Source organism: Confluentibacter flavum (assembly GCF_002843175.1).
In the GTDB taxonomy this organism is placed as follows: Bacteria; Bacteroidota; Bacteroidia; order Flavobacteriales; family Flavobacteriaceae; genus Confluentibacter; species Confluentibacter flavum.
In genome coordinates this window covers 143163-165626 of the sequence record NZ_PJEO01000054.1, presented here as the reverse complement: position 1 = coordinate 165626, position 22464 = coordinate 143163, and the positions used below count along the sequence as shown (strand labels likewise).

At 35.7% G+C, this 22464-nt stretch carries 20 protein-coding genes; all 20 read right to left on the bottom strand.

Going from position 1 to position 22464, the window contains the following annotated elements; genetic code table 11:
- Window positions 1-47 precede the first annotated feature (47 nt).
- Entirely contained in the window at window positions 48-1145 is a 1098-nt protein-coding gene (locus CSW08_RS16270) for a M20 family metallo-hydrolase (protein WP_394337039.1), read from the bottom strand.
- Window positions 1117-1893, bottom strand: a complete 777-nt coding sequence (argB, locus tag CSW08_RS16265; protein ID WP_106660940.1) for an acetylglutamate kinase — start codon at window positions 1891-1893, stop codon at window positions 1117-1119. Before argB ends, CSW08_RS16270 begins: the two co-directional genes overlap by 29 nt.
- Window positions 1894-2026: 133 nt before the next feature.
- The gene (locus CSW08_RS16260) at window positions 2027-2971 is read right to left on the bottom strand and encodes a Rossmann-fold NAD(P)-binding domain-containing protein (RefSeq protein WP_106660938.1); all 945 of its coding nucleotides are present in this window, start codon (window positions 2969-2971) and stop codon (window positions 2027-2029) included.
- Window positions 2972-2978: 7 nt separating this feature from the next.
- Window positions 2979-3743, bottom strand: a complete 765-nt coding sequence (proB, locus tag CSW08_RS16255; protein ID WP_106660968.1) for a glutamate 5-kinase — start codon at window positions 3741-3743, stop codon at window positions 2979-2981.
- Entirely contained in the window at window positions 3743-4972 is a 1230-nt protein-coding gene (locus tag CSW08_RS16250; protein WP_394337038.1) for a glutamate-5-semialdehyde dehydrogenase, read from the bottom strand. The genes proB and CSW08_RS16250 overlap by 1 nt, the downstream gene beginning before the upstream one ends.
- Before the next feature lie 66 nt (window positions 4973-5038).
- A complete protein-coding gene (locus tag CSW08_RS16245) occupies window positions 5039-6184 on the bottom strand; it encodes an aspartate aminotransferase family protein (RefSeq protein ID WP_106660934.1) in 1146 nt (381 codons plus the stop codon).
- Window position 6185: 1 nt separating this feature from the next.
- Entirely contained in the window at window positions 6186-6980 is a 795-nt protein-coding gene (proC, locus tag CSW08_RS16240; protein ID WP_106660933.1) for a pyrroline-5-carboxylate reductase, read from the bottom strand.
- A 90-nt stretch (window positions 6981-7070) separates the two neighbouring features.
- Window positions 7071-8054 carry an N-acetyl-gamma-glutamyl-phosphate reductase gene (gene argC / locus CSW08_RS16235; RefSeq protein WP_106660931.1) on the bottom strand — a complete coding sequence of 328 codons (984 nt, stop codon included), beginning with the start codon at window positions 8052-8054 and terminating at the stop codon, window positions 7071-7073.
- Between the two features lie 95 nt (window positions 8055-8149).
- On the bottom strand, window positions 8150-9331 hold the full coding sequence (locus CSW08_RS16230) for an argininosuccinate synthase (protein ID WP_106660929.1): 1182 nt from the start codon (window positions 9329-9331) through the stop codon (window positions 8150-8152).
- A gap of 12 nt (window positions 9332-9343) precedes the next feature.
- Window positions 9344-9961 (bottom strand): GNAT family N-acetyltransferase, encoded by a 618-nt coding sequence (locus CSW08_RS16225; RefSeq protein ID WP_106660927.1) that lies wholly within the window; start codon window positions 9959-9961, stop codon window positions 9344-9346.
- Window positions 9962-10453: 492 nt separating this feature from the next.
- Window positions 10454-11221: a 3-keto-disaccharide hydrolase gene (locus tag CSW08_RS16220; protein ID WP_106660926.1), complete on the bottom strand. Its 768-nt coding sequence runs from the start codon at window positions 11219-11221 to the stop codon at window positions 10454-10456.
- Window positions 11218-12270, bottom strand: a complete 1053-nt coding sequence (locus CSW08_RS16215; RefSeq protein WP_106660924.1) for a sugar phosphate isomerase/epimerase family protein — start codon at window positions 12268-12270, stop codon at window positions 11218-11220. Before CSW08_RS16215 ends, CSW08_RS16220 begins: the two co-directional genes overlap by 4 nt.
- 109 nt (window positions 12271-12379) lie before the next feature.
- Window positions 12380-13528, bottom strand: a complete 1149-nt coding sequence (locus CSW08_RS16210) for a Gfo/Idh/MocA family protein (protein ID WP_238987294.1) — start codon at window positions 13526-13528, stop codon at window positions 12380-12382.
- 6 nt (window positions 13529-13534) lie between these two features.
- Window positions 13535-14704, bottom strand: a complete 1170-nt coding sequence (locus tag CSW08_RS16205) for an MFS transporter (RefSeq protein ID WP_106660923.1) — start codon at window positions 14702-14704, stop codon at window positions 13535-13537.
- Window positions 14705-14977: 273 nt separating this feature from the next.
- The gene (gene azu / locus CSW08_RS16200) at window positions 14978-15505 is read right to left on the bottom strand and encodes an azurin (protein ID WP_106660921.1); all 528 of its coding nucleotides are present in this window, start codon (window positions 15503-15505) and stop codon (window positions 14978-14980) included.
- Between the two features lie 19 nt (window positions 15506-15524).
- Entirely contained in the window at window positions 15525-17117 is a 1593-nt protein-coding gene (locus CSW08_RS16195; protein WP_106660919.1) for an NADP-dependent glyceraldehyde-3-phosphate dehydrogenase, read from the bottom strand.
- 170 nt (window positions 17118-17287) lie between these two features.
- A complete protein-coding gene (ilvA, locus tag CSW08_RS16190) occupies window positions 17288-18553 on the bottom strand; it encodes a threonine ammonia-lyase IlvA (protein ID WP_106660917.1) in 1266 nt (421 codons plus the stop codon).
- 11 nt (window positions 18554-18564) lie between these two features.
- Window positions 18565-20040 (bottom strand): ketol-acid reductoisomerase, encoded by a 1476-nt coding sequence (ilvC, locus tag CSW08_RS16185; RefSeq protein WP_106660915.1) that lies wholly within the window; start codon window positions 20038-20040, stop codon window positions 18565-18567.
- A gap of 20 nt (window positions 20041-20060) precedes the next feature.
- Window positions 20061-20597, bottom strand: a complete 537-nt coding sequence (gene ilvN, locus CSW08_RS16180; RefSeq protein ID WP_106660914.1) for an acetolactate synthase small subunit — start codon at window positions 20595-20597, stop codon at window positions 20061-20063.
- A gap of 116 nt (window positions 20598-20713) precedes the next feature.
- The gene (gene ilvB, locus CSW08_RS16175) at window positions 20714-22447 is read right to left on the bottom strand and encodes a biosynthetic-type acetolactate synthase large subunit (RefSeq protein WP_106660912.1); all 1734 of its coding nucleotides are present in this window, start codon (window positions 22445-22447) and stop codon (window positions 20714-20716) included.
- Window positions 22448-22464: the final 17 nt, after the last annotated feature.

Sequence of the window (22464 nt, the reverse complement as noted above, 5' to 3'; positions counted from 1 at the left end):
TTTAGTTGTTAAGTCGACTCTACGACAAACAACTAAACAACAAACATTTATACAATTACACGATTTAACAAATCTATATATATTTTAATTCCTTCTTCTATTTCATGCAAATAAATAAATTCGTCTGCTGAATGTGAGCGCTGACTATCACCTGGTCCTAATTTTAATGATTTACATGATAACCACGCTTGATCTGATAAGGTTGGTGAGCCGTAGGTTGTTCTACCTAATGCAATCCCTGCTTGTACCAATGGATGTTCAACAGGAATAGAAGAGGAGTTTAAATGCAAACTACGCGGCACAATACTAAAACATGGCGCGTTTTTTTGTAAAAACTCAGCAATTTCAGTATTGGTATAGGCATCGTTTACACGAACATCAATAACCAACTCCACATCGGCCGGCACCACATTATGCTGTTTTCCTGCATTAATTTGCGTCACCGTTAATTTTACATCGCCCAATGCTTCCGTGCTTTTTTCAAACTTTAAATCCCTGAACCACTGTAATGTTTCAATGGTTTTATAAATCGGGTTATCGTCATTAGGATGTGCCGCATGACTTGCCGTTCCTTTTACTTTGGCATCGAAAACCACCAAACCTTTTTCGGCAACTGCTAAATTCATCAAGGTCGGTTCGCCTACAATGGCAACATCTATCTTAGGAATAGTAGTAAGCATACTATTTAATCCGTTTGGACCACTGCTTTCTTCTTCCGCGGAAGCGACCAAAATCAAATTATATTTTAAATCTTTTTGATTGTAAAAATGGGTGAATGTTGCTATTAAAGACACCAAACAACCACCGGCATCGTTACTGCCCAAACCATACAATTTACCATCCTCAACAATGGCTTTAAACGGGTCTTTTGTATAGGCTGTGTTTGGTTTTACGGTATCGTGATGTGAGTTAAGCAACATATTTGGCTTGCTGGCATCAAAGTATTTGTTAACGGCCCACACATTATTTTGGTTTCTTTTATATTCGATGTTATAGCGCTGCATCCAAGCTTCAATATGCGATGCCGTTTGGTCTTCTTCCGATGAAAAAGATGGGGTTTCTATCAACTGTTTTAATAGTGATATCGCATCGTTTGTTAATTGTTGAATAGACATATTATAAAGATATTCTTGTAAAATTATCATTTTCTTGGGTTAACATGGACGTGTTTCCCATATTTATGGTTTTTACACCGTGGTTTAAAGCATCGAAACAGTTTTCTAACTTTGGCAGCATGCCATCTGCAATAATGCCTTGCTCCAATAATTCATTGTATATATTAGAATCGATATGTTTTATGACTGAATTTTTATCGTTGATGTCTTTTAAAACACCATTCAACTCAAAACAATAATAAATGGATGTTTCGTAAAGTTCGCTCATACCAACGGCTACTTGTGAGGTAATGGTATCGGCATTGGTGTTTAATAATTGTCCCTTACCATCATGCGTAATGGCACAAAATACAGGAGTAAAATCTGCCTTAATTAATGTATCGATAGACTTGTGTGCTACTTTTTTAACATCACCCACAAAACCAAAATCAACCTCTTTTACAGGTCTTTTTTCTGATGAAATACTATTTACATCAGCTCCCGTTAACCCAATCGCATCCACATGTAACGCTTGTAATTGCGCTACAATATTTTTGTTTACCAAACCACCGTAAACCATGGTAATAACTTCCAGGGTTTCAGCATCAGTAATACGTCTGCCATTGACCATTTTAGATTCAATGCCTAATTTTGCTGCCATACTAGTAGCACGTTTTCCACCACCATGTACTAAAATTTTTTTTCCTTTTAAGTTAGCAAATAGCTTTAGAAATGCTTTTAAAGACGCATCGTCTTCAATAATATTTCCTCCTATTTTTACTATGGATAGTTTTTCCATATTCTTAAAGCCTCCCCTAACCCCTCCAAAGGAGGGGGATTAGTTAAGCGTTTTTAATTTATAATTCTTTTTAATTTAATCATTTTTGCCACAAATATCTCGATTGAGTGAGCATCTCTCCCCTTTGGGGAGATTAAGAGGGGCTTCTTTCTAATATTTTTTTCAATACCAATTGTGCTGCATACGTTCTGTTATTGGCTTGTTGGATTACAATAGAGCTATCGCTATCTAAAACAGCATCTTCAACGATGACATTTCGTCTTACGGGTAAACAGTGCATAAATTTAGCATCGCCCAATTTCGCTTTGGTTATCATCCAATTAGGGTCGGTATTCAATATTTTTCCATAATCGCTATAACTACTCCAATTTTTCACATATACAAAATCAGCATTTTTAAAGGTTTCCTCCTGGTTATGAGTTATCGGCGTATTACCAGTTATCTCTGGATTTAAATTATAACCTTCAGGATTTGTAATCACAAACTCCACATCCATTTTTTGCATGGCTTGGACAAAACTATTGGCTACGGCGTGTGGTAATGCTTTCACATGAGGTGCCCAACTTAACACCACTTTCGGTTTTGCTTTTTTAGCAAATTCTGAAATGGTAATGGCATCCGTAAACCCTTGTAATGGATGTCCTGTGGCACTTTCCATATTTACAATCGGCACAGAAGCGTATTTTATAAATGCATTTATAACATGTTCACTTTCATCTAATGTCTTATCAGTCAACGTTGGAAATGCTCTAACGGCAATGATATCACAATATTGGGACACGACAGCAGCAGCTTCTTTAATATGCTCTGCCGTATTACCGTTCATAACCGTACCATCTCCAAACTCAATACCCCAAGCATCTCCAGAAACATTCATCACAATAGGATTCATTCCTAAATTTAAAGCCGCCTTTTGAGTACTTAAACGTGTTCGTAAACTGGAATTAAAAAACAGCAACCCAATGGTTTTATGCTGCCCCAGAGTGACATGCTTTAACGGATTTGCTTTTAATGCTTTAGCGTCCTCAATCCAAGAATGGAGATTGTCTATATCGTGTATAGAGGTATAATTCTTCATCTGTAATCTATTTTATTTTAGTAAACGGCACTTTATTATTGAAAGCATTTACCATAAAATTATCTTCCAATCCGTTTACAATCCAAGTTTCTATATTTGCTTTTTTAGTAACCGCAGCAGCTTCAATTTTAGACTGCATGCCTCCACTGCCATGAGACGATTTTGAACTTACTACCTGCTTTAACAACTCCTCAAAATCTTCAACAACTTCAATGGTTTTTGGCGTCCCATTTTCCATAGATTCTTTGGTATAAATACCATTTGTATTGGTTGCAATAATGAATAAATCTGCTTTCAAAAGTGAAGCCGTTAATGCCCCTAATTTATCATTATCACCAAACTTAATTTCATCGGTTGCCACGGTGTCGTTTTCATTAATGATTGGAATGTAATTATTACTAACCAAAACATTAATGGTATTGACGATATTCGTTCTGCTTTGCTCTCTTTCAAAATCGGAATACGATAACAAACACTGCGATGTCAACAAACCAGCTTCTCTAAAAATTTCTTGATAAATGCGAATTAAATGTGGCTGACCAATAGAAGCTAGAGCCTGTTTCACATTAATATCTTTCCCTTTGCTTTCTAATTTTACAAACTGTTTCGCGACAGCAATCGCCCCAGAACTTACAATAATAAACTCACAGCTATCCTGTAAATGAGCGATTTGATTCGCCATATCCTCAATCTTACCTCTCGAAATATTATCAGTTTCTTTGGTCAGCGTGTTAGAGCCCACTTTAAGTAATATTCTTTTCTTTTTCTGCATTATCTTATTTGTCCATTGCCGTGAATATACCATTTATTGGTTACTAAATGTTGTAAACCTATCGGACCTCTTTGGTGCAATTTATCGGTACTGATAGCCAATTCACCACCTAAACCTAATTGATAGCCATCCGTAAATCTGGTAGAGGCGTTATGGTATACAGCAGCATTATCAATATTTGCCATGAATGTTTTAGCTTCCATATCATTCTTAGTTATTATTGAAGAAGAATGTCCGCCAGAATAAGTGTTTATCATCGCAATAGCATCTTGGGTCGAATCAATTTCACCAATGACAATTTTATAGTCTAAAAATTCTTCAGACCATATGTTTTTTGAAGGAATTAAAGCAACCTCATCATACTTTGACAAAGTTTCATCACCCAAAATCTCAACTTTAAATTCTTTTAGTTTTGAAATTAGGTTTTTTACAAAAGACTCTTTATTAGGCAGTTTATTATCAATCAGCACCTTATCCAATGCATTGCACGCCGAAATTTTTGTGGTTTTCGCATTTATAATCACATCCATGGCTATTTGCAAATCGGCTTCTTTATGCACATACACAAAATTGTTCCCACGACCACTAATAATAACTGGGCATGTCGCATGTTCTTTCACAAAAGCAATTAATCGTTCGCCACCACGAGGCACAATTAAATCCACTTTTTGAGTTGGTTTTTCTAAAAACGCTTGGGTTTCGGTTCTATCAAATTGTAAATATTCCACCCAATCGGTTGAAACACCATTTTCTTTCAAAGCTTGATGCCACAAGTCAACTATTTTTAAATTCGATTTTAAGGATTCTTTTCCTCCTTTTAATAAAATTTTGTTTCCTGATTTAAAAGCAATTCCAGCAGCCTCCACCGTCACATCTGGACGCGATTCATAAATAATTAACACCGTTCCAAACGAGGCTGTTTTATTATAAACTTGCATGCCATTATCGTGCTTGAAAGCAAAACGCTCTACACCTACAGGATCTTCTTGAGATGCTAAATGCGTTACCGAGGCAATCATATCGTCCACTTTGGAATCATCAACTTTTAAACGGTCGTACATAGAAATATCATTCCCATCATAAGCATCTAAATCGGCTTTGTTAATCTTGATAATAGCGGCTCTTTCAGAATCTAAAAGTGCTGCCATTTTAAGTAATACGGCGTTTCTTGTTTCTACGTTTAATAATGTTTTCATTTTTTTGTTTTTTTTTGAGTTGCAAAGCTGCAAAGTTTCAGAGTTTCTAAGCTTTGAGGCTTTGTTACTTTGAAACTTTGAGACTTTATTTCTCTGTTTTTATTTTTCAACTTCTATTGGCACTAGAGTTTTCTTAAGCGCTTCAAAAAATTGATTTACATGTACTTTTTTAATGGTTAATGGTGGTAAAATTCTAATTAACTTTTTATTTGAAGCACCACCTGTAAAAATATGATGCTCGTAAATAAGCTTTTTTCTAAGGTCTCCGATTTCAAAATCGAATTCCAATCCAATCATTAATCCTTTTCCTTTAATTGTTTTTATCTGCGGAATTGTTTTAGCTATGCTAATAAAATACTCTGAAATGACATTGACATTATCTATCAATTTTTCTTCTTCAATCGTGTTTAAGACTGCTAAACCAGCGGCACACGCCAAATGATTTCCGCCAAATGTAGTGCCTAACATACCATGTTTTGCTTCAATATTTGGGTGAATTAAAATACCTCCTATTGGGAATCCGTTCCCCATGCCTTTAGCAATGGAAATAACTTCAGGGGTTACGTTGTAATACTGAAATGCAAAGAATTTACCTGAACGTCCGTAACCCGATTGTACCTCATCTGCAATAAAATAGGTATTGTTCGCTTTACAAAGAGCATCTACTTGTTCGAAAAACGCGGCAGTTCCCTGATCTAATCCGCCAACACCTTGAATAAACTCCACAATAACGGCGCAGACATCTCCTTTTTCTACTTCTCTTTTAACGCCTTCAATATCATTCAACGCTAAAAAAGTGACTTGTTGTTGCGCGTTGATTGGTGCTACAATATTTTTATTATCGGTTGCGGCCACCGCTGCTGATGTACGTCCGTGAAATGAATTATTAAAAGCAATAACGCGTGCTTTCCCTGTTTTAAACGATGCTAATTTTAAAGCATTTTCGTTGGCTTCGGCACCAGAATTGCAAAAAAACAATTCGTAACCTTTACATCCTGATAATTTTTCAATCTTATCAGCTAATTCAACTTGTAACGGATTTTGAATCGCATTCGAATAAAATCCAAGTTTAGAGACTTGATTGGTAATGGCCTTGACATATTTGGGATGTGAATGCCCAATTGAAATCACGGCATGACCTCCGTAAAGGTCTAAGTATTCAACTCCTTTTTCGTCGTAAACGTACATATCTTTTCCAGATACAGGCGTTACATTATATAATGGATAAACGTCAAATAATGGCATTTTAATTCTTTTTTATTTGGTTAATTTTCTCAAAAGACGCTACGATACCTTGTATTAAAGCCGAACTCAACCCTTGGTGCTCCATCGCATTTAAACCTTCAATCGTACAACCACTTGGAGTTGTTACACGGTCTATTTCCTGCTCAGGATGTCTTCCAGATTCCAGTAACAAACTGGCGGCTCCAAAACACGTTTGCGTAGCTAATTCATGTGCCTGCTCTGCTTCAAAACCTAATTGTATGGCACCTTGCGTTGTAGCACGCACAAGGCGCATCCAAAATGCGATACCGCTTGCGCAAATAACAGTTGCTGCTTGCACTAAATCTTCAGGAATGACCATCGTAGTCCCTAATTGGTTAAATATGGTTTGGGCCATCTCTACTTTATCTTGCGCTTTTTCATTGGCGGCAATACAAGTCATGGATTTTCCAATAGAAATAGCGGTATTTGGCATGACGCGAATAATATTTTTATCTTTCCCAATAATGCCTTCAATTCTAGCAATATCAACACCTGCAGCTACGGAAATAACGACATGGTTCGTGGTAATTTTTGAAGCTACACTTTCAAGAACTGCATTGATATGTTTGGGTTGCAAAGCGAAAATAACCATTTCGGATTGTTCTACTGCCAACACATTATCGCTGGTAATAGTTACATTTTCGACCGAATTAAAACTATTTACAGCCGTCGTATTCTTATCGCTTAAGTATAAAGATGTAAACGTTTTGTTTTTAATAAGCCCTTTGGCGATGGAGCTTCCTAAATTTCCTGTTCCTATAATGGCTATTTTCATTTTTATTGTTTTTAATTGTTTCCTCCCCTAACCCCTCCGAAGGAGGGGAAACCCGCATGAGTTCCTCCCCTTTGGGGAGGTTAGGTGGGGCTAAAAATACGTTGCTTTTAATTGCAATCCTGTTGTTTCTTCTAAACCAAACATTAAATTCATATTCTGAATCGCTTGTCCGGAAGCTCCTTTTAAAAGGTTATCTATAATACTTGTCACTAACAATTTATTATTGTGTTTATGCAAATGAATTAAACATTTGTTGGTATTCACTACTTGTTTTAAATGCAACACCTCATCTGAAACGAATGTAAACTTAGCATCTTTATAAAACGCTTTAAACAAATCTATAGCTTCTGCTAAACTACCTTCAAAATTGGTATAAACCGTAGCGAAAATACCTCGCGAAAAATTTCCTCTATTTGGCATAAACAGAATTTCGGAAGAAAAGCTATTTTGCAATTGCTTAACCGACTGATTAATCTCTCCTAAATGTTGGTGCGTAAATGGCTTATAATAAGAAAAGTTGTTATCTCTCCATGGAAAATGTGAGGTTTCCGATAATGACGTTCCTGCTCCCGTAGCACCAGTGACAGCGTTCACATGTACATCATCACTCAACACATTTTGCTGTGCCAATGGCAATACTGCCAATTGAATTGCTGTTGCAAAACATCCTGGATTTGCAATATAATCTGCTTTTTTAATGGTTTCTCTTTGTAATTCTGGCAAACCATAAACAAAAGATTTCCCATTGAATTCTTTATCTTTCTCAAGTCTGAAATCATTACCTAAATCAATAATTTTAGTTTTATCAGAAAACGTATTCGCCGATAAAAACTTAACCGAATTTCCATGACCCAAACATAAAAACAATACATCTACATTCGGATTGATGGTATCAATAAACTTAAGGTCTAAGTCTCCTAATAAATCTTGATGAACGCTACTAATTTTATTGCCAGCATTAGATGTGCTATACACAAAATTAATATCGGTTTCAGAATGATTGATCAATAATCGTATCAATTCTCCTGCCGTGTAACCTGCGCCACCAATAATCCCTACTTGTATTTTTTTCATTTTTAAATTTCTTTTACAAACTTTTTAATTGAGATGCTGAAACAATCCCGATAGCTATCGGGACAGCATGACAAAGCTCAGCAACTAAATTATAATTATGGTTCCGAATTTACTTGTTGATATATTTTGTTCTGATTACCAAAAATTTTAATAAACCCTTTTGCTTCTTCTGGAGTCCAGCCTTTATTTTCTTCACCATAACTTCCAAACTTCGCATTCATTAAATCGTGTTTAGATGTAATTCCATCCAACGTAAAATGATATGGCTTTAAAGTGACTACAACATCGCCACTTACTTTATCTTGACTGCTTACTAAAAATGCTTCTATATTTCTCATTACGGGATCTAAATATTGACCTTCGTGCAAATGCATCCCATAAAAACTAGCTAAATATTCTTTATGTTGCAACTGCCATTTTGTAAGCGTATGCTTTTCCAATAAATGATGGGCTTTAATGGTTATTAATGCAGCAGCAGCTTCAAAACCAACCCTCCCTTTTATACCAACAATCGTATCTCCCACATGAATATCCCTACCAATAGCATAAGCTTTTGCTAGATTGTTTAATACTTCAATATTTATTTCAGGGTCATTTTCTATACCATTTATAGCTACCAGTTCCCCTTTCATAAAAGTCAGTTTTACTTTCTCAGGTTCAGCGTGTTTTAGTTGCGATGGATAGGCTTCTTCAGGTAAAGGTTTATTGGATGTCAAGGTTTCAGAACCGCCAACACTAGTCCCCCACAGTCCTTTGTTTACTGAATACTTCGCTTTTTCCCAAGACATATCAATGCCGTTGGCTTTTAAATAGTCAATTTCTTCTTGTCTGCTTAACTTTTTATCTCTAATAGGGGTAACGATTTGAATTTCTGGTGCCAATGTTTGGAAAATCATATCGAAACGTACTTGATCATTTCCAGCCCCCGTACTTCCATGAGCTATATATTCTGCATCTATACTTTTAGCATACTCAACAATTTCAATGGCCTGAATGATTCGTTCAGCACTTACAGATAAGGGATAGGTGTTATTTTTTAAAACATTTCCAAAAATTAAATACTTAACCACCTTTTGGTAAAATGTGGCTACTGCATCAATATTTTTATACGTAGTAACGCCCATTTTATAAGCATTCCTTTCAATATGGTCAATTTCCGATTTGGTAAATCCGCCAGTGTTTACGCTCACCGCATGTACATCAAATTCTTTTGACAAACTTACTGCACAGTAAGAAGTGTCTAAACCACCACTGTATGCTATTACTAATTTTTTCATTGAAAATCTTTTTTACTTTTTATCTTTTTTTAAAAACATGGTTTCTTTAATATGCTTTAGTCTATTAAAAACCTTTTCTGTTATTTTTCTGGGTTCGCTTTTATCTTGATTCTTAGGATCGTACAACATCCCAGTACACAAACACATTTTTCTATTGGTACGTGTTAAAACATCGTAATTTTTGCAGGTTTGGCAACCGTCCCAAAACGTTGGATCGTCTGTTAATTCTGAAAACGGTACTGGTTTGTAACCTAAATCCGTATTCATTTTCATAACCGCTAAGCCTGTTGTAATACTAAAAACTTTAGCATCTGGAAACTTAGTCCTTGAATGTTTAAATACCTTATGCTTTATTTTTTTTGCTAATCCAGCACCTCGATAAGCTGGGTGGACAATTAATCCTGAATTGGCTACAAACTTACCATGACCCCAAAGCTCAATATAACAAAATCCTGCAAATTTATCACCATCTAAGGCAATAACCGCATTTCCATTAACCATTTTTTTTGTTATATATTCGGGTGTACGTCTAGCAATACCCGTACCTCTAACTGCGGCTGACTCTGCAATAGTTTCGCAAATAATTTCTGCGTATTTAGAATGTGATTGATCGGCAATTACAACTTCCATTATAATTATATAATATTTTAAAATTAGAGTTATTTTTATTGGTGAACTAGATGTATCAGTTCTTTAAATTTAAGTTTATACGCCCTACGGGCGGCGCGGGTAAATAAAGCACATAAAATATGTGTTAATTACTATATTAAATAAATTTTGAAATGTTATGGATGAAGTTTTATACACTATAAAAAAAATTAAAATTACGTTTCGGTTTTTGGTCATTGAATGACTAGAAGCTGCGACGAGATATACTCGCGCGGAAACCGGGTGATGAAGGACGTATTTTATTTTTTAATGTATTCATAGTGTAAAATTATGATTTTATTCATTAAGTCTGTTAAAATTATATACTTTTTTATAAAAATTATTAATATCTCGTCTTTTTTAGAGTTTTGTTTTTAATTCTTCAAGATTAAACCCATTTAATTATGCTTATAAAAGCAAAAAGCGCATACAATTGTAAGCGCTTTCTTGATGTTATTTGTAGGCTTTTTATAATTAAAGCTCTCTAACCCAAATGTTTCTATAACTTACTTCACTATTATGATTTTGTAAAAGTAAAGGGGCTTTTCCATGCGGTTTGTATTTAGGCCACCCGATGAAGGTCATGGGGCCGATTAATTCAAAATGATCCTGAATTAATACCCCATTATGCAACACGGTCATGGTTGCTTTTTTAACAACATCTCCATACATTCCAAATACTGGTGCATGATATATAATATCATACGTATTCCATTCGCCTGTTGGAACTGATGCTTTTGCTAAAGGAATGGATTGCTTATAAACAGACCCAACTTGTCCGTTTACATACGTTTCGTTATCATTATTATCAAGTACTTGTACTTCATACAACTTTTGAATAATAACGCCACTATTTCCTCTATTTTGTCCGTCACCAACTATTTTTTCTGGCGATTTCCATTCTATATGCAGTTGTACGTCTCCAAAATTACGCTTGGTTTGTATATCTCCTACACCTCTGCCTAATTTCACCGTCATACTACCATCCTTATTGAGTGTCCATTTAACTTCCGAAGAATCTCTAGGACTTACCCATTCGTTAAAATTAGTTCCATCAAATAACACAATAGCATCACTTGGAGGCGCCCCATTTTGTCCTGGAGTAACTGTTGGCGGCTTAGGACTCCATATTTCCGTAGCCTCAGGTTTGGTAGGCTCCGTATAATCTTCATTGCTGTTTTCTTGAGCCCACAAAGCGAAAGAAACCAAAGTAACGAAAAGAGATAAACTTATTTTCTTCATAATCCTAAGATTTTCTTTAGATGCTCTTTATCAACGTCGCCACCTGCAAAATCATCAAAACTTCTTTCAGCAGCTTCAATAATATGACTTTGTATGAAAGGAGCTCCTTCTCTAGCACCTTGCTCAGAAGATTTTATGCAACATTCCCATTCCATAACGGCCCAAACATCACATTTATACTTCGTTAATTTTGAAAAAATACTTTTAAAATCCACCTGTCCATCTCCCAAAGAACGAAAACGTCCTGCGCGGTCTGCCCAATCTGAATAACCACCATAAACACCTTGTTTCCCTGTCGGGTTAAATTCGGCATCCTTAACATGGAATGCTTTAATAAATTCGTGGTAGTAATCAATGAATGTTAAATAATCCAATTGTTGAAGCACATAATGACTAGGGTCGTAAAGAATGTTAGCCCGTTTATGATTACCTGTGGCTTTTAAAAAACGTTCAAAAGAAATACCATCATGTAAATCTTCTCCAGGATGGATCTCATAACAAACATCAACCCCATGTTCATCAAAATGATTTAAAATAGGCAACCAGCGTTTTGCTAATTCTTCAAATCCCATTTCTACAAGCCCTTTAGGTCGTTGTGGCCAAGGATAAACGGTATGCCATAAAAATCCACCAGAAAATGTAGCGTGGGATTTTAATCCCAATCGTCCACTAGCAGTACCTGAATTCTTAACGGTTTTAATAGCCCATTCTGTTCTAGCTTTAGGATTGTTTCTAACTGACTCTGGTGCAAAACCATCAAACATGGTATCATAAGCCGGGTGAACAGCCACCAATTGTCCTTGTAAATGTGTGGACAATTCAGTGATTTCCAATCCGTATGAATTAACTTTCCCTTTGAGTTCATCACAATAGGTTTGACTTTCTGCAGCCTTATCTACATCAATTAAATGTGTTTCCCAAGTTGGGATTTGAATGCCTTTATAACCTAAATCTGCTGCCCATTGGCACATCCCATCCAAACTATTGAATGGTGCTTCGCTTCCTGCGAATTGCGCTAAGAAAACAGCAGGTCCTTTTAATGTTTTCATATGTAGTTTATATTTGTTTTTTTAATGGTCATATGTTATCGCCTTGAGGAAAATCTTCACTTCTTTTACGATTGCAAATCATGGCGATTTCATCTGTTTATGTTTATAATTAATTTAATTTTACCCAAGCGGCATTATTTTTATCACTTTCTACTGAAGCGTAGATAAATTTCATGCCTCTTATGCCATCTTCAACGGTTGGATAATCTGGTTTTTCAATGTTTCTGCCTTCTTTAAGAGCCATTAAATGCGTAGCAAAGTTTTTATAAATAGTTGCAAATGCCTCTAAATATCCTTCTGGATGTCCCGCAGGAATTCTTGTAACGGAGGATGATTCTGGATATAAACCATTTCCATTAGGCGTATATATTTGTTTTGGTTTGTCTAACCAACGTGTTATTAATTCGTTAGGGTTCTCTTGATGCCACTCGATGCTTCCTATTTCGCCATATACTCGAATGGCTAAGTTATTTTCTTCCCCTAAAGCAATTTGAGAAATCGACATGGTTCCTTTAGCACCGTTTTCCATACGAAGCAATAAATTACCGTCGTCATCTAAAATCCTGCCTTTACCAAATCTCCCCAGGTCGGCTGCTAATTCTTTAATTTTTAAACCAGTAATATATTCAACCAAATTTTCTGCATGTGTTCCAATATCTCCCAAAGCACCACCTATTCCAGAACGTTTTGGATCTACACGCCAAGATGCTTGTTTGTTATCCGTGCTTTCAACAGCGGTAGATAACCAACCTTGTAAATACTGTACTTGTATTTTTCGAATGTTTCCTAAATCACCATTATCAACCATCGCTTTTGCCTGTTTAACCATGGCGTTTCCTGTGTAGTTGTGCGTTAATGCAAATAATTTGTTACTTTTTTCAATTACTTTTTGAAGCTCTATAGCTTCATCTAAAGTGAGTGTAACAGGTTTATCGCAAACGACATGAAAGCCATGTTCTAAAGCAAACTTAGCTGGTGGAAAATGCATATGATTGGGAGTTACAATGGCAACAAAATCCATTCTTATATCCTCTGGGAGCTCTTTTTCCTTTAAAATCATTTCCTCATAGCTTTCATAACACCTGTTTTCTGGAAGAAATAAATTTTTTCCTGATTGAATTGATTTTTCTGAATTGCTACTAAAAGCCCCACAAACTAGTTCAATTAATCCGTCAATTGAAGCCGCTTTTCTGTGTACATCACCAATGAATGATCCTGTGCCTCCACCAATCATTCCCATTCTTAATTTTCTTGTCATTCTTCTTTATGCTTTTAGTGTTTTACTTCTTTTCATATAAACATTCAATCCCAAAAAGGCAATAATTAGTATAGCTGGTAAAATAGACATGGTTCGTAACGCTTCTCCTGGGCTGGCATTATCCATTAAATTCCCCATTATTGGCAATACTAAAGAAACCGAAAACATACCCGCTCCTCCCATAATAGAAAGTCCTAAAGCTCCTGTTTCTGGCAAATATTCAGCCACAAATCCGAGCATTGTTGGCCAAAAGAACGTAACGCCAATAGCGAAAACTGCTGCTGCCAAAAACACCATTCCGCCACTGGTAACGGTTAATAACCATAACCCAATGAATGTAAAAATGGCTGAATACAATAACATGCCAGCCGGTTTTAATTTATGTACAACCTGACCAGCAAACATTCTACCCAATGCCATTATTCCGTTAATAAATGCCAATACTAAAAGTGGCACTTCAACGGATTGTTTTAATAAAGATTCTATACGTTGTGTAGTCCCTAATTCGGAGGCTGCTGTTAAAAACATACAAAACACCATAAATAGGAATAAGGGTTTGCCTATACTTGAAAACATTTTGCTATTACTAATGCCCATTTGGACACGCTCTGTAACTGGGAATTTTTGTCCATAAAATAACACTCCATAAATAATAGCAGGAATAAATAAAGTTGCCACCATAATTTGCCAACTTAAGCCCAAAACATCCATTACCAACCATCCAACGAGTGATCCAATTACTATACCACCAGGAAACCAAACATGAAATCTATTAAGCATTTTAGTTTTTTCGTTGGTGTACATAGAGGCTATCATAGGGTTTAAAGCCGCTTCAACCATACCATTTCCAATACCAACAAACAGGGTCGCTAAGAATAATGAAGTCATAGAATCCGCCATTATTGTCCAAATAATACCAATAGCATGTGTTACAAAAGCCATCCAAGTAATTTTTTTAATTCCTAAAAAATCAACTAATGGCCCTCCAAAAAGCATAGCCAAAGTAAAACCAAAAAATGCTGGGGTGAAAGCATACCCAATTTGCTCTAGGGTCAATCCTACGCCTTCAGGTCCAAAAACGGTTTCCAATCTTGCTCTAATAGCAAATGTCATCGCTGTTGTGATTAAAGCTAGACAACTTGCCAAAAAAAGCCTGTTCTTATTAATGTGTTCCATATTTAATTTAGTTTAGTTAGTAAAAGTTTAAGATGTTTATTAAAAATGCCTTATAAAAACAGCTATATTTTTCAATAAAAATAAATTTTAATTATTGAACTCTTAGCTTATTATTTTTTAATTATTTTAAAATGTATTTTTAACACTTTACCGCTAAGATATAAAAAATAGTTTTTTATTTTGTTATGAATAATGTAAGCAAAAAAAAAGCCCTTTTTAATTAAAGAGCTTTTTTTAAGTGAAAAACCACCTAACGAATATCTAGTTATAAATTTATTCCACTATAAACTTACCTTTCATCAAAGCATAATGCCCTGGAAAGCTACATAAAAAATCATAAGTCCCAGCTTCGGGAGCATCAAACTCCACAGACGTCGTTTGTCCTCCGCCTATTAAATCGGTATGTGCTACAATATCATTTTCCGAACCTACAGGAATGTACTTCGTATCTCTAGCAACAGCGGCTTTAGCGCCAAATTCAGCCACATCAACACCTTGTTTAAGTATCACAAAATTGTGCCCCATAACATTAACATCCATCTTGCCTTTGTGTCGCAAGGTTATTTTAATTTTTTGACCTGCTTTTACTTTGATTTCAGACAAATCAAACTTCATCATATCATCGCCTGAAATAACAATCTCAGTAACGTTGCTATTAATTTCAGCTTTTGGTTCTTCTTCTTTTTGAACCCCTAATTTAATAGTTTCTTTTGGTTCTTCTTTCTTTTCTCCACCACAGCTTGTTAAAACGACTAGTGAAAAAATAGTTCCCAATACATAGTTAATGTGTCTCTTGTTCATGCTTAAATTTAGTTTTGTTTTATAAAATATAATCTGTACTAATAAAATTGGATGTTTTCTTGTTTAACAACTCATTCAAAATAGCATTGTTGTATTCATTATCTTTTGATGCTACAAATGTTCTGATAGAGAAAGACCTTAATGCATCATGCACACTCAATGTACTAACTGCTGAATCCTTTCTACCTGTGAATGGATATACATCCGGTCCACGTTGACAAGAACTGTTCAAATTTACTCGACACACCAAATTTACTAAAGTATCTATTAACGGTGATAGTGTATTAACATTTTTTCCGAACAAACTGACTTGCTGACCATAATTTGATTCGGCCATATCGTCTAATGGTTCTTCAATATCTGAAAAAGAAACCACTGGAATTACTGGTCCAAACTGCTCTTCAATGAACACTCTCATGTCTTTTTTAACAGGATATAATACGGCAGGGTAAATAAAATTCTCTGACGTTTCACCTCCTTTTTTGTTAAGAATTTTAGCTCCCTTGCTAATAGCATCATCAATTAATTCTTGTATATATGCTGGTTTATCCACTTCGGGAAGCGGTGTTAACTTAACCCCAGGTTCCCAAGGGTTCCCAAATTTTAACGAATCAACTTTATATGAAAAACGTCTGTTAAATTCTTCAACAACAGATTCATGAACATATAATATCTTCAATGCCGTACAACGCTGCCCATTAAAAGATAAGGTGCCCGTAATACATTCATCTACGGCTAAATCTAAATCGGCATCGGGCAATACGATGGCAGGATTTTTAGCCTCTAAACCCAATACCAAACGTAATCTGTTCTTTTTCGGATGTTTTTCTTGAAGTATATTGGCCGATTTGCTATTCCCAATCAATGCTAAAACATCAACCTTCCCAGATTCCATAATGGGGGCAGCCAACACGCGACCTCTACCATAAATTATGTTTACAACACCTTTAGGGAAACTTTTTTGAAACGCCTCAAGTAATGGGTAAATTAAAAGCACTCCAAGTTTTGCCGGTTTAAAAATAACCGTATTACCCATAATCAATGCAGGAATAAGCAAGGTAAAAGTTTCGTTAAGTGGATAATTATAGGGCCCTAAACATAAAACAACACCAAGAGGTCCTCTACGGATGTGCGCATATACACCGTCATTTTTTTCAAACTTTGCAGAATCTCTATCAATTTGTTTATAAGCTTCAATAGTATCATAAATATAATCAACCGTTCTATCAAATTCTTTTTCAGAATCGGGTAGATTTTTACCTATTTCCCACATTAAAAGTTTCACAACCTCTTCTCTTTTGGTTTTCATAAGCTTAACAAAGGTCTCCATACAAGCTATGCGGTCCACAACCTTCATGGTTGGCCACAAACCTTGTCCGTTATCATAAGCTTCATGTGCCGCATTTAAAGCTTCTATAGCTTCATTTCCCCCAAGTTCTGGAACAGTCCCCAATAAGGTTGGTTTATAATCTTGGGTTGAAGAAATAGTAGAATATACTTCGGAAGTAGCTCCTTGCCATTGTTTAAGTTCTCCTGAAACCAAATATGATTTTTGATGTAAAAGAGAATTGATTTTATATGCTTCTGGTATTTCTGAAAATGTTGTAGTCATGACGAAAATTTATATATGTAAACTATTGCTAAGATACCTATATTTTTTATCATGAAGCTTTCAATAAGAGGACACCTACCAAAAAATAGTATATTCTTAACACTTAGTTAAATTGTATATAAGATGTATAAACCGAAATCGATTTCGCGAATATATTTTAATAGCTAAAATCAAACTAAAAATCGAAATAAGTCTGGTTTGTCATTAAGATAATCTCCAAAAAAGTTACGCTGCTTCATTTTTGTGATTAATGGCTCTAAATCGTTGGCAGATTTTAATTCAATCCCAACCAATGCCGCTCCATTTTCGCGGTTTGTTTTTTTGGTATATTCAAAATGCGTGATGTCATCTGTTGGCCCAAGAATATCAACCACAAATTCTCTTAAAGCACCAGCGCGTTGCGGAAATTTTACAATAAAATAATGTTTTAAATTGGCATATAATAAAGCACGCTCCTTTATTTCGGCCGTTCTGGTAATATCATTATTACCTCCACTAATCACACACACTACATTTTTGCCTTTTATCGCTTCAGCATAAAAATATAATGCCGAAATACTTAAAGCACCTGCAGGCTCAACAACAATAGCATCTTTATTATAAAGCTCTAAAATGGTCTGGCACACTTTTCCTTCAGGCACGGTGATCATGGCGTGAAGATTTTCTTTGCAAATAGGAAAGGTAAGGTCTCCCACACGTTTTACAGCGGCACCATCAACAAATTTTTCAATGTGTTGAAGTTCCGTGTTTTTATTGTTTTTTATTGAAACAGACATAGAAGGAGCGCCTTCAGGCTCAACGCCTATGATTTTTGTGCTGGGTGATAATTCTTTAAAAACAGATGATAAACCCGCTGCCAAACCACCGCCACCAACGGCTATAAACACATAATCAATAGGCTCTTTTGTTTGCTCTAGAATTTCTAGACCAATGGTGGCTTGTCCTTCAATAACTTTTTCATCATCAAAAGGGTGAATGAATGTTTTATTAAGTTCTTTACATTCTAACATAGAGGCATGGTAAGCATCATCATAGGTGTCGCCAACCAACTTTATCTCTATAAAATCCTCACCAAACATTTTAACCTGTTCGATTTTTTGGTTTGGCGTGGGTGTGGGCATGTAAATGGTTCCTTTTATCTTCAATAACTTACAAGATAAAGCAACGCCTTGGGCATGATTGCCAGCACTGGCACAAACAACGCCGTTTTTAGATTCCTCTATTGTTAGTGAGCTAATTTTGTTGTAAGCACCTCTGATTTTATAGGAACGTACTTGTTGAAGATCCTCACGTTTTAAAAGGATATTTGCTCCAAACTGTTTTGAATATCTTTCGCTAGGGCTTAAAGGCGTAACTGCCGACACCTTCTTAATGGTATCGGCAGCTACTTTTATATTTTTAATACTAGGAAAATATATGGTCTTTTCCTTATTCATAAATATATGTATTAAACTATAGGTTTCATAGCTTTCATGGAAGCTCTTAAGAACGTTCCTATTTTTTCAACAGGATGATTTCTTAAAGCTGCATTTACATGTATTAACTTGGCGTTATCAACACTTTTCCCGTTGTCTTTAGCATACGCTTTACCAATGACGTCGGTATCTATTTTTTCCATGAAGTCTCCTAATAAAGGTTTACAAGCATGATCGAATAAATAACATCCGTATTCAGCGGTATCAGAAATCACACGGTTCATTTCATATAATTTCTTTCTTGCGATGGTATTGGCAATAAGTGGTGTTTCGTGTAATGATTCGTAGTAAGCCGATGCATCAATGATTCCAGAATCGGTCATCGCTTCAAAAGCAAGCTCTACTCCAGCTCTTACAAAAGCAACCATGAGCACGCCTTTATCATAATATTCCTGTTCAGAAATAGTGACATTACCAGCAGGTGTTTTTTCAAAAGCTGTTTCTGCAGTAGCCGCTCTCCACCCTAATAAATTTTTATCATCATTAGCCCAATCTTCCATCATCCCTTTAGAAAAGTTTCCTTCCATAATATCATCCATGTGTTTTTGAAACAATGGACGCATGATATCTTTTAACTCTTCCGATAATTCAAATGCTTTAATTTTTGCTGGGTTTGAAAGTCTATCCATCATATTGGTAATACCACCATATTTTAGACCTTCTGTAATAGTTTCCCAACCGTATTGGATTAATTTTGAAGCATAGCCAGCATCGATTCCTTTTTCAATCATTTTATTGAAACAAAGAATAGAACCTGTCTGTAATAATCCACATAAAATGGTTTGTTCTCCCATTAAATCACTTTTAACCTCAGCGATGAATGATGATGCCAAAACACCTGCTCTATCACCACCAGTGGCAGCAGCATAGGCTTTTGCTTGAGCCCAACCTTTTCCTTCGGGGTCGTTTTCTTGATGTACAGCAATTAACGTTGGTACACCAAATCCTCTTTTATATTCCTCCCTTACTTCTGTACCAGGACATTTAGGAGCCACCATAATAACGGTTAAATCTTTACGTATTTGGGTGCCTTCTTCAACGATATTAAACCCGTGGGAATACGATAACGTTGCGCCTTTTTTCATTAACGGCATAACCGCTTTAATAACACTTGTATGTTGTTTGTCTGGTGTTAAATTCAATACCAAATCGGCCGTTGGAATCAATTCTTCATAAGTCCCAACTTTAAATCCATTTTCAGTGGCATTTAAATAAGATGTACGTTTTTCTTTAATAGCCTCTGCACGTAATGTATAAGAAATATCCAAACCAGAATCCCTCATATTCAATCCTTGGTTTAAGCCTTGTGCCCCACATCCTACGATGACAATTTTTTTACCTTTTAAAACTTCTACGCCATCTGCAAATTCTGCAGTTTCCATAAATCTACACTTCGACAATTGATTTAATTTATCTCTTAGCGACAGCGTATTAAAATAATTTCCCATTCTTAAATGTTGTTTTTATGTTATAATTGGTTATTGAATGCTGATAGCATTTCACTTATTTTCATTTCTTCTTTAGTCACGGCAATGCGTCCAGAACGTACAAATTGCATGATTCCGAAAACATTAAGTTCTCTTCGTAATAATTCAATTTCGTGACGTCTGCCAGATTTTTCAAGCACAAAAAACTTTTTGTTTACTGTTACAATCCTTGCATTACTATCTTTTATAATATTCTGAATTTGTGGTTCTTCAAACAATAAATCAGATTTTATTTTAAACATACACGATTCTGTATAAATGGTTTCTTCATCTGTATGGTAATAAGCTCGCAAAGCTTCAACTTGTTTCTCAATTTGCTTAACCACTTTAATTGCTTGACTTTCAGTGATATTTACAACAATAACAAATCTGTTGACGTTTTCAATTTCAGATTGAGACGTTGTTAGGCTTTCAATATTGATATGTCTGCGCTGAAAAATAGCAGATATGCGATTAAGCAAGCCAATATTGTTTTCGGTATAAACCGAAATGGTGAATGATTTTATTTCTTCGCTCATTTTTTTAAGAGATATTAGAGAATAGATATAAGAAAAAAGACTTTTACAATCCTGTTTTTAACACTTACACCTCTCTTGTTTTCTATATTCTTTTATCTGTGTTCTTGTTTCTTCAATTAACTTAAACGTATATCTGAAACTGAGGCTCCAGATGGTATCATTGGAAACACATTATCTTCCTTCTCTACGCAAACCTCTAAGAAATACGCATCTTTTGATGCAATCATTTCTTTTACGGCAGTAGCCAATTCGTCCCGTTTTGTTACACGTTTGCCTTCAATATAATAGCCTTTGGCGATGGTAACAAAATCTGGGTTGGTCATTTCGGTTGAAGCATATCTTTTGTCAAAAAATAACTGTTGCCACTGACGCACCATTCCTAAAAATTCATTGTTCAAAACTACGATTTTTACTGGTACTTTATTCTGAAAAATAGTCCCGAGTTCTTGAATGGTCATTTGATAACCACCGTCTCCTATAATAGCGACAACTTCTCTATCTGGCGCTGCCATTTTAGCACCAATGGCGGCAGGGAGCGCAAAGCCCATAGTACCCAATCCACCAGAAGTGATATTACTTTTAGTGATATTAAATTCCGAATAACGACAGGCAATCATTTGATGTTGACCGACATCGGACACAATAGCGGCATTACCCTTGGTATTGATATTTATCTGTCTTAATACCTCTCCCATGGTTAAACCTTCTTTTGTGGGCGTAATATCATCCTTTATGATTTTTTCAAATTCAATGGCGTATAAATCCTTAAATTTTTGATGCCATTCATTGTGAGTATTATTATTTAACAAAGGCAATAATGCTGTAAGACTTGATTTAGCATCACCTAAAACAGCCACATCCGTTTTTACATTTTTGTCAACTTCTGCTGGATCAATTTCAAAATGGATAACCTTAGCTTGTTTTGCATAGGTATTCAAATTCCCTGTAACTCGGTCGTCAAAACGCATTCCTATGGCAATGAGCACATCACATTCATTAGTTAATACATTTGGCGCATAATTACCATGCATACCAACCATTCCTATATTTAAAGGATGTGATGTTGGTATGGCCGAAGCTCCAAGGATAGTCCATGCAGATGGAATACCTGCTTTTTCAATAACTGCTTTTAATTGCTCTTCTGCCTGACTTAATATAATACCTTGTCCCCAAACAATTAATGGTTTTTTAGCATTGTTTATTAACTCGGCCGCTTTAGCAACTGTCTCTAAATCTGTTGGCGGTACAGGTATATAACTTCTTACGCCTTTACATTTTTCGTATTTAAAATCAAGTTCCCCAAATTGCGCATCTTTAGTAATATCGACCAAAACAGGTCCTGGTCGCCCACTTTTTGCTAAATAAAATGCTTTAGCTAATGCTTCTGGGATTTGAGATGCTTCAGTAACTTGACAGTTCCATTTTGTTACCGGGGTAGAAATACCCACAATATCCGTTTCTTGAAAGGCATCGCTTCCCAATAAATGGGATGCTACTTGGCCTGTAATACAAACTAAAGGTGTGGAATCTATTTGCGCATCGGCAATACCCGTCACTAAATTGGTAGCTCCAGGACCCGATGTTGCCATGGCAACGCCTACTCTACCAGAAATACGTGCATAACCTTGGGCTGCGTGTGCAGCGCCTTGTTCGTGACGCGTTAAAATATGACTTATTTGATCTTTGAACTTATATAGTTCATCATACACTGGCATGATAGCACCTCCTGGATATCCATAAAGTATATCAACGCCTTCTGCTATTAAACATCTTATTATAGCTTCGCTGCCCGTTATTCGTTCTGTTTTTTCAGTCACGTTCTGTGTTTTATTGGCTGTTTGTGTTTTCATACTCATTATATTGAGAT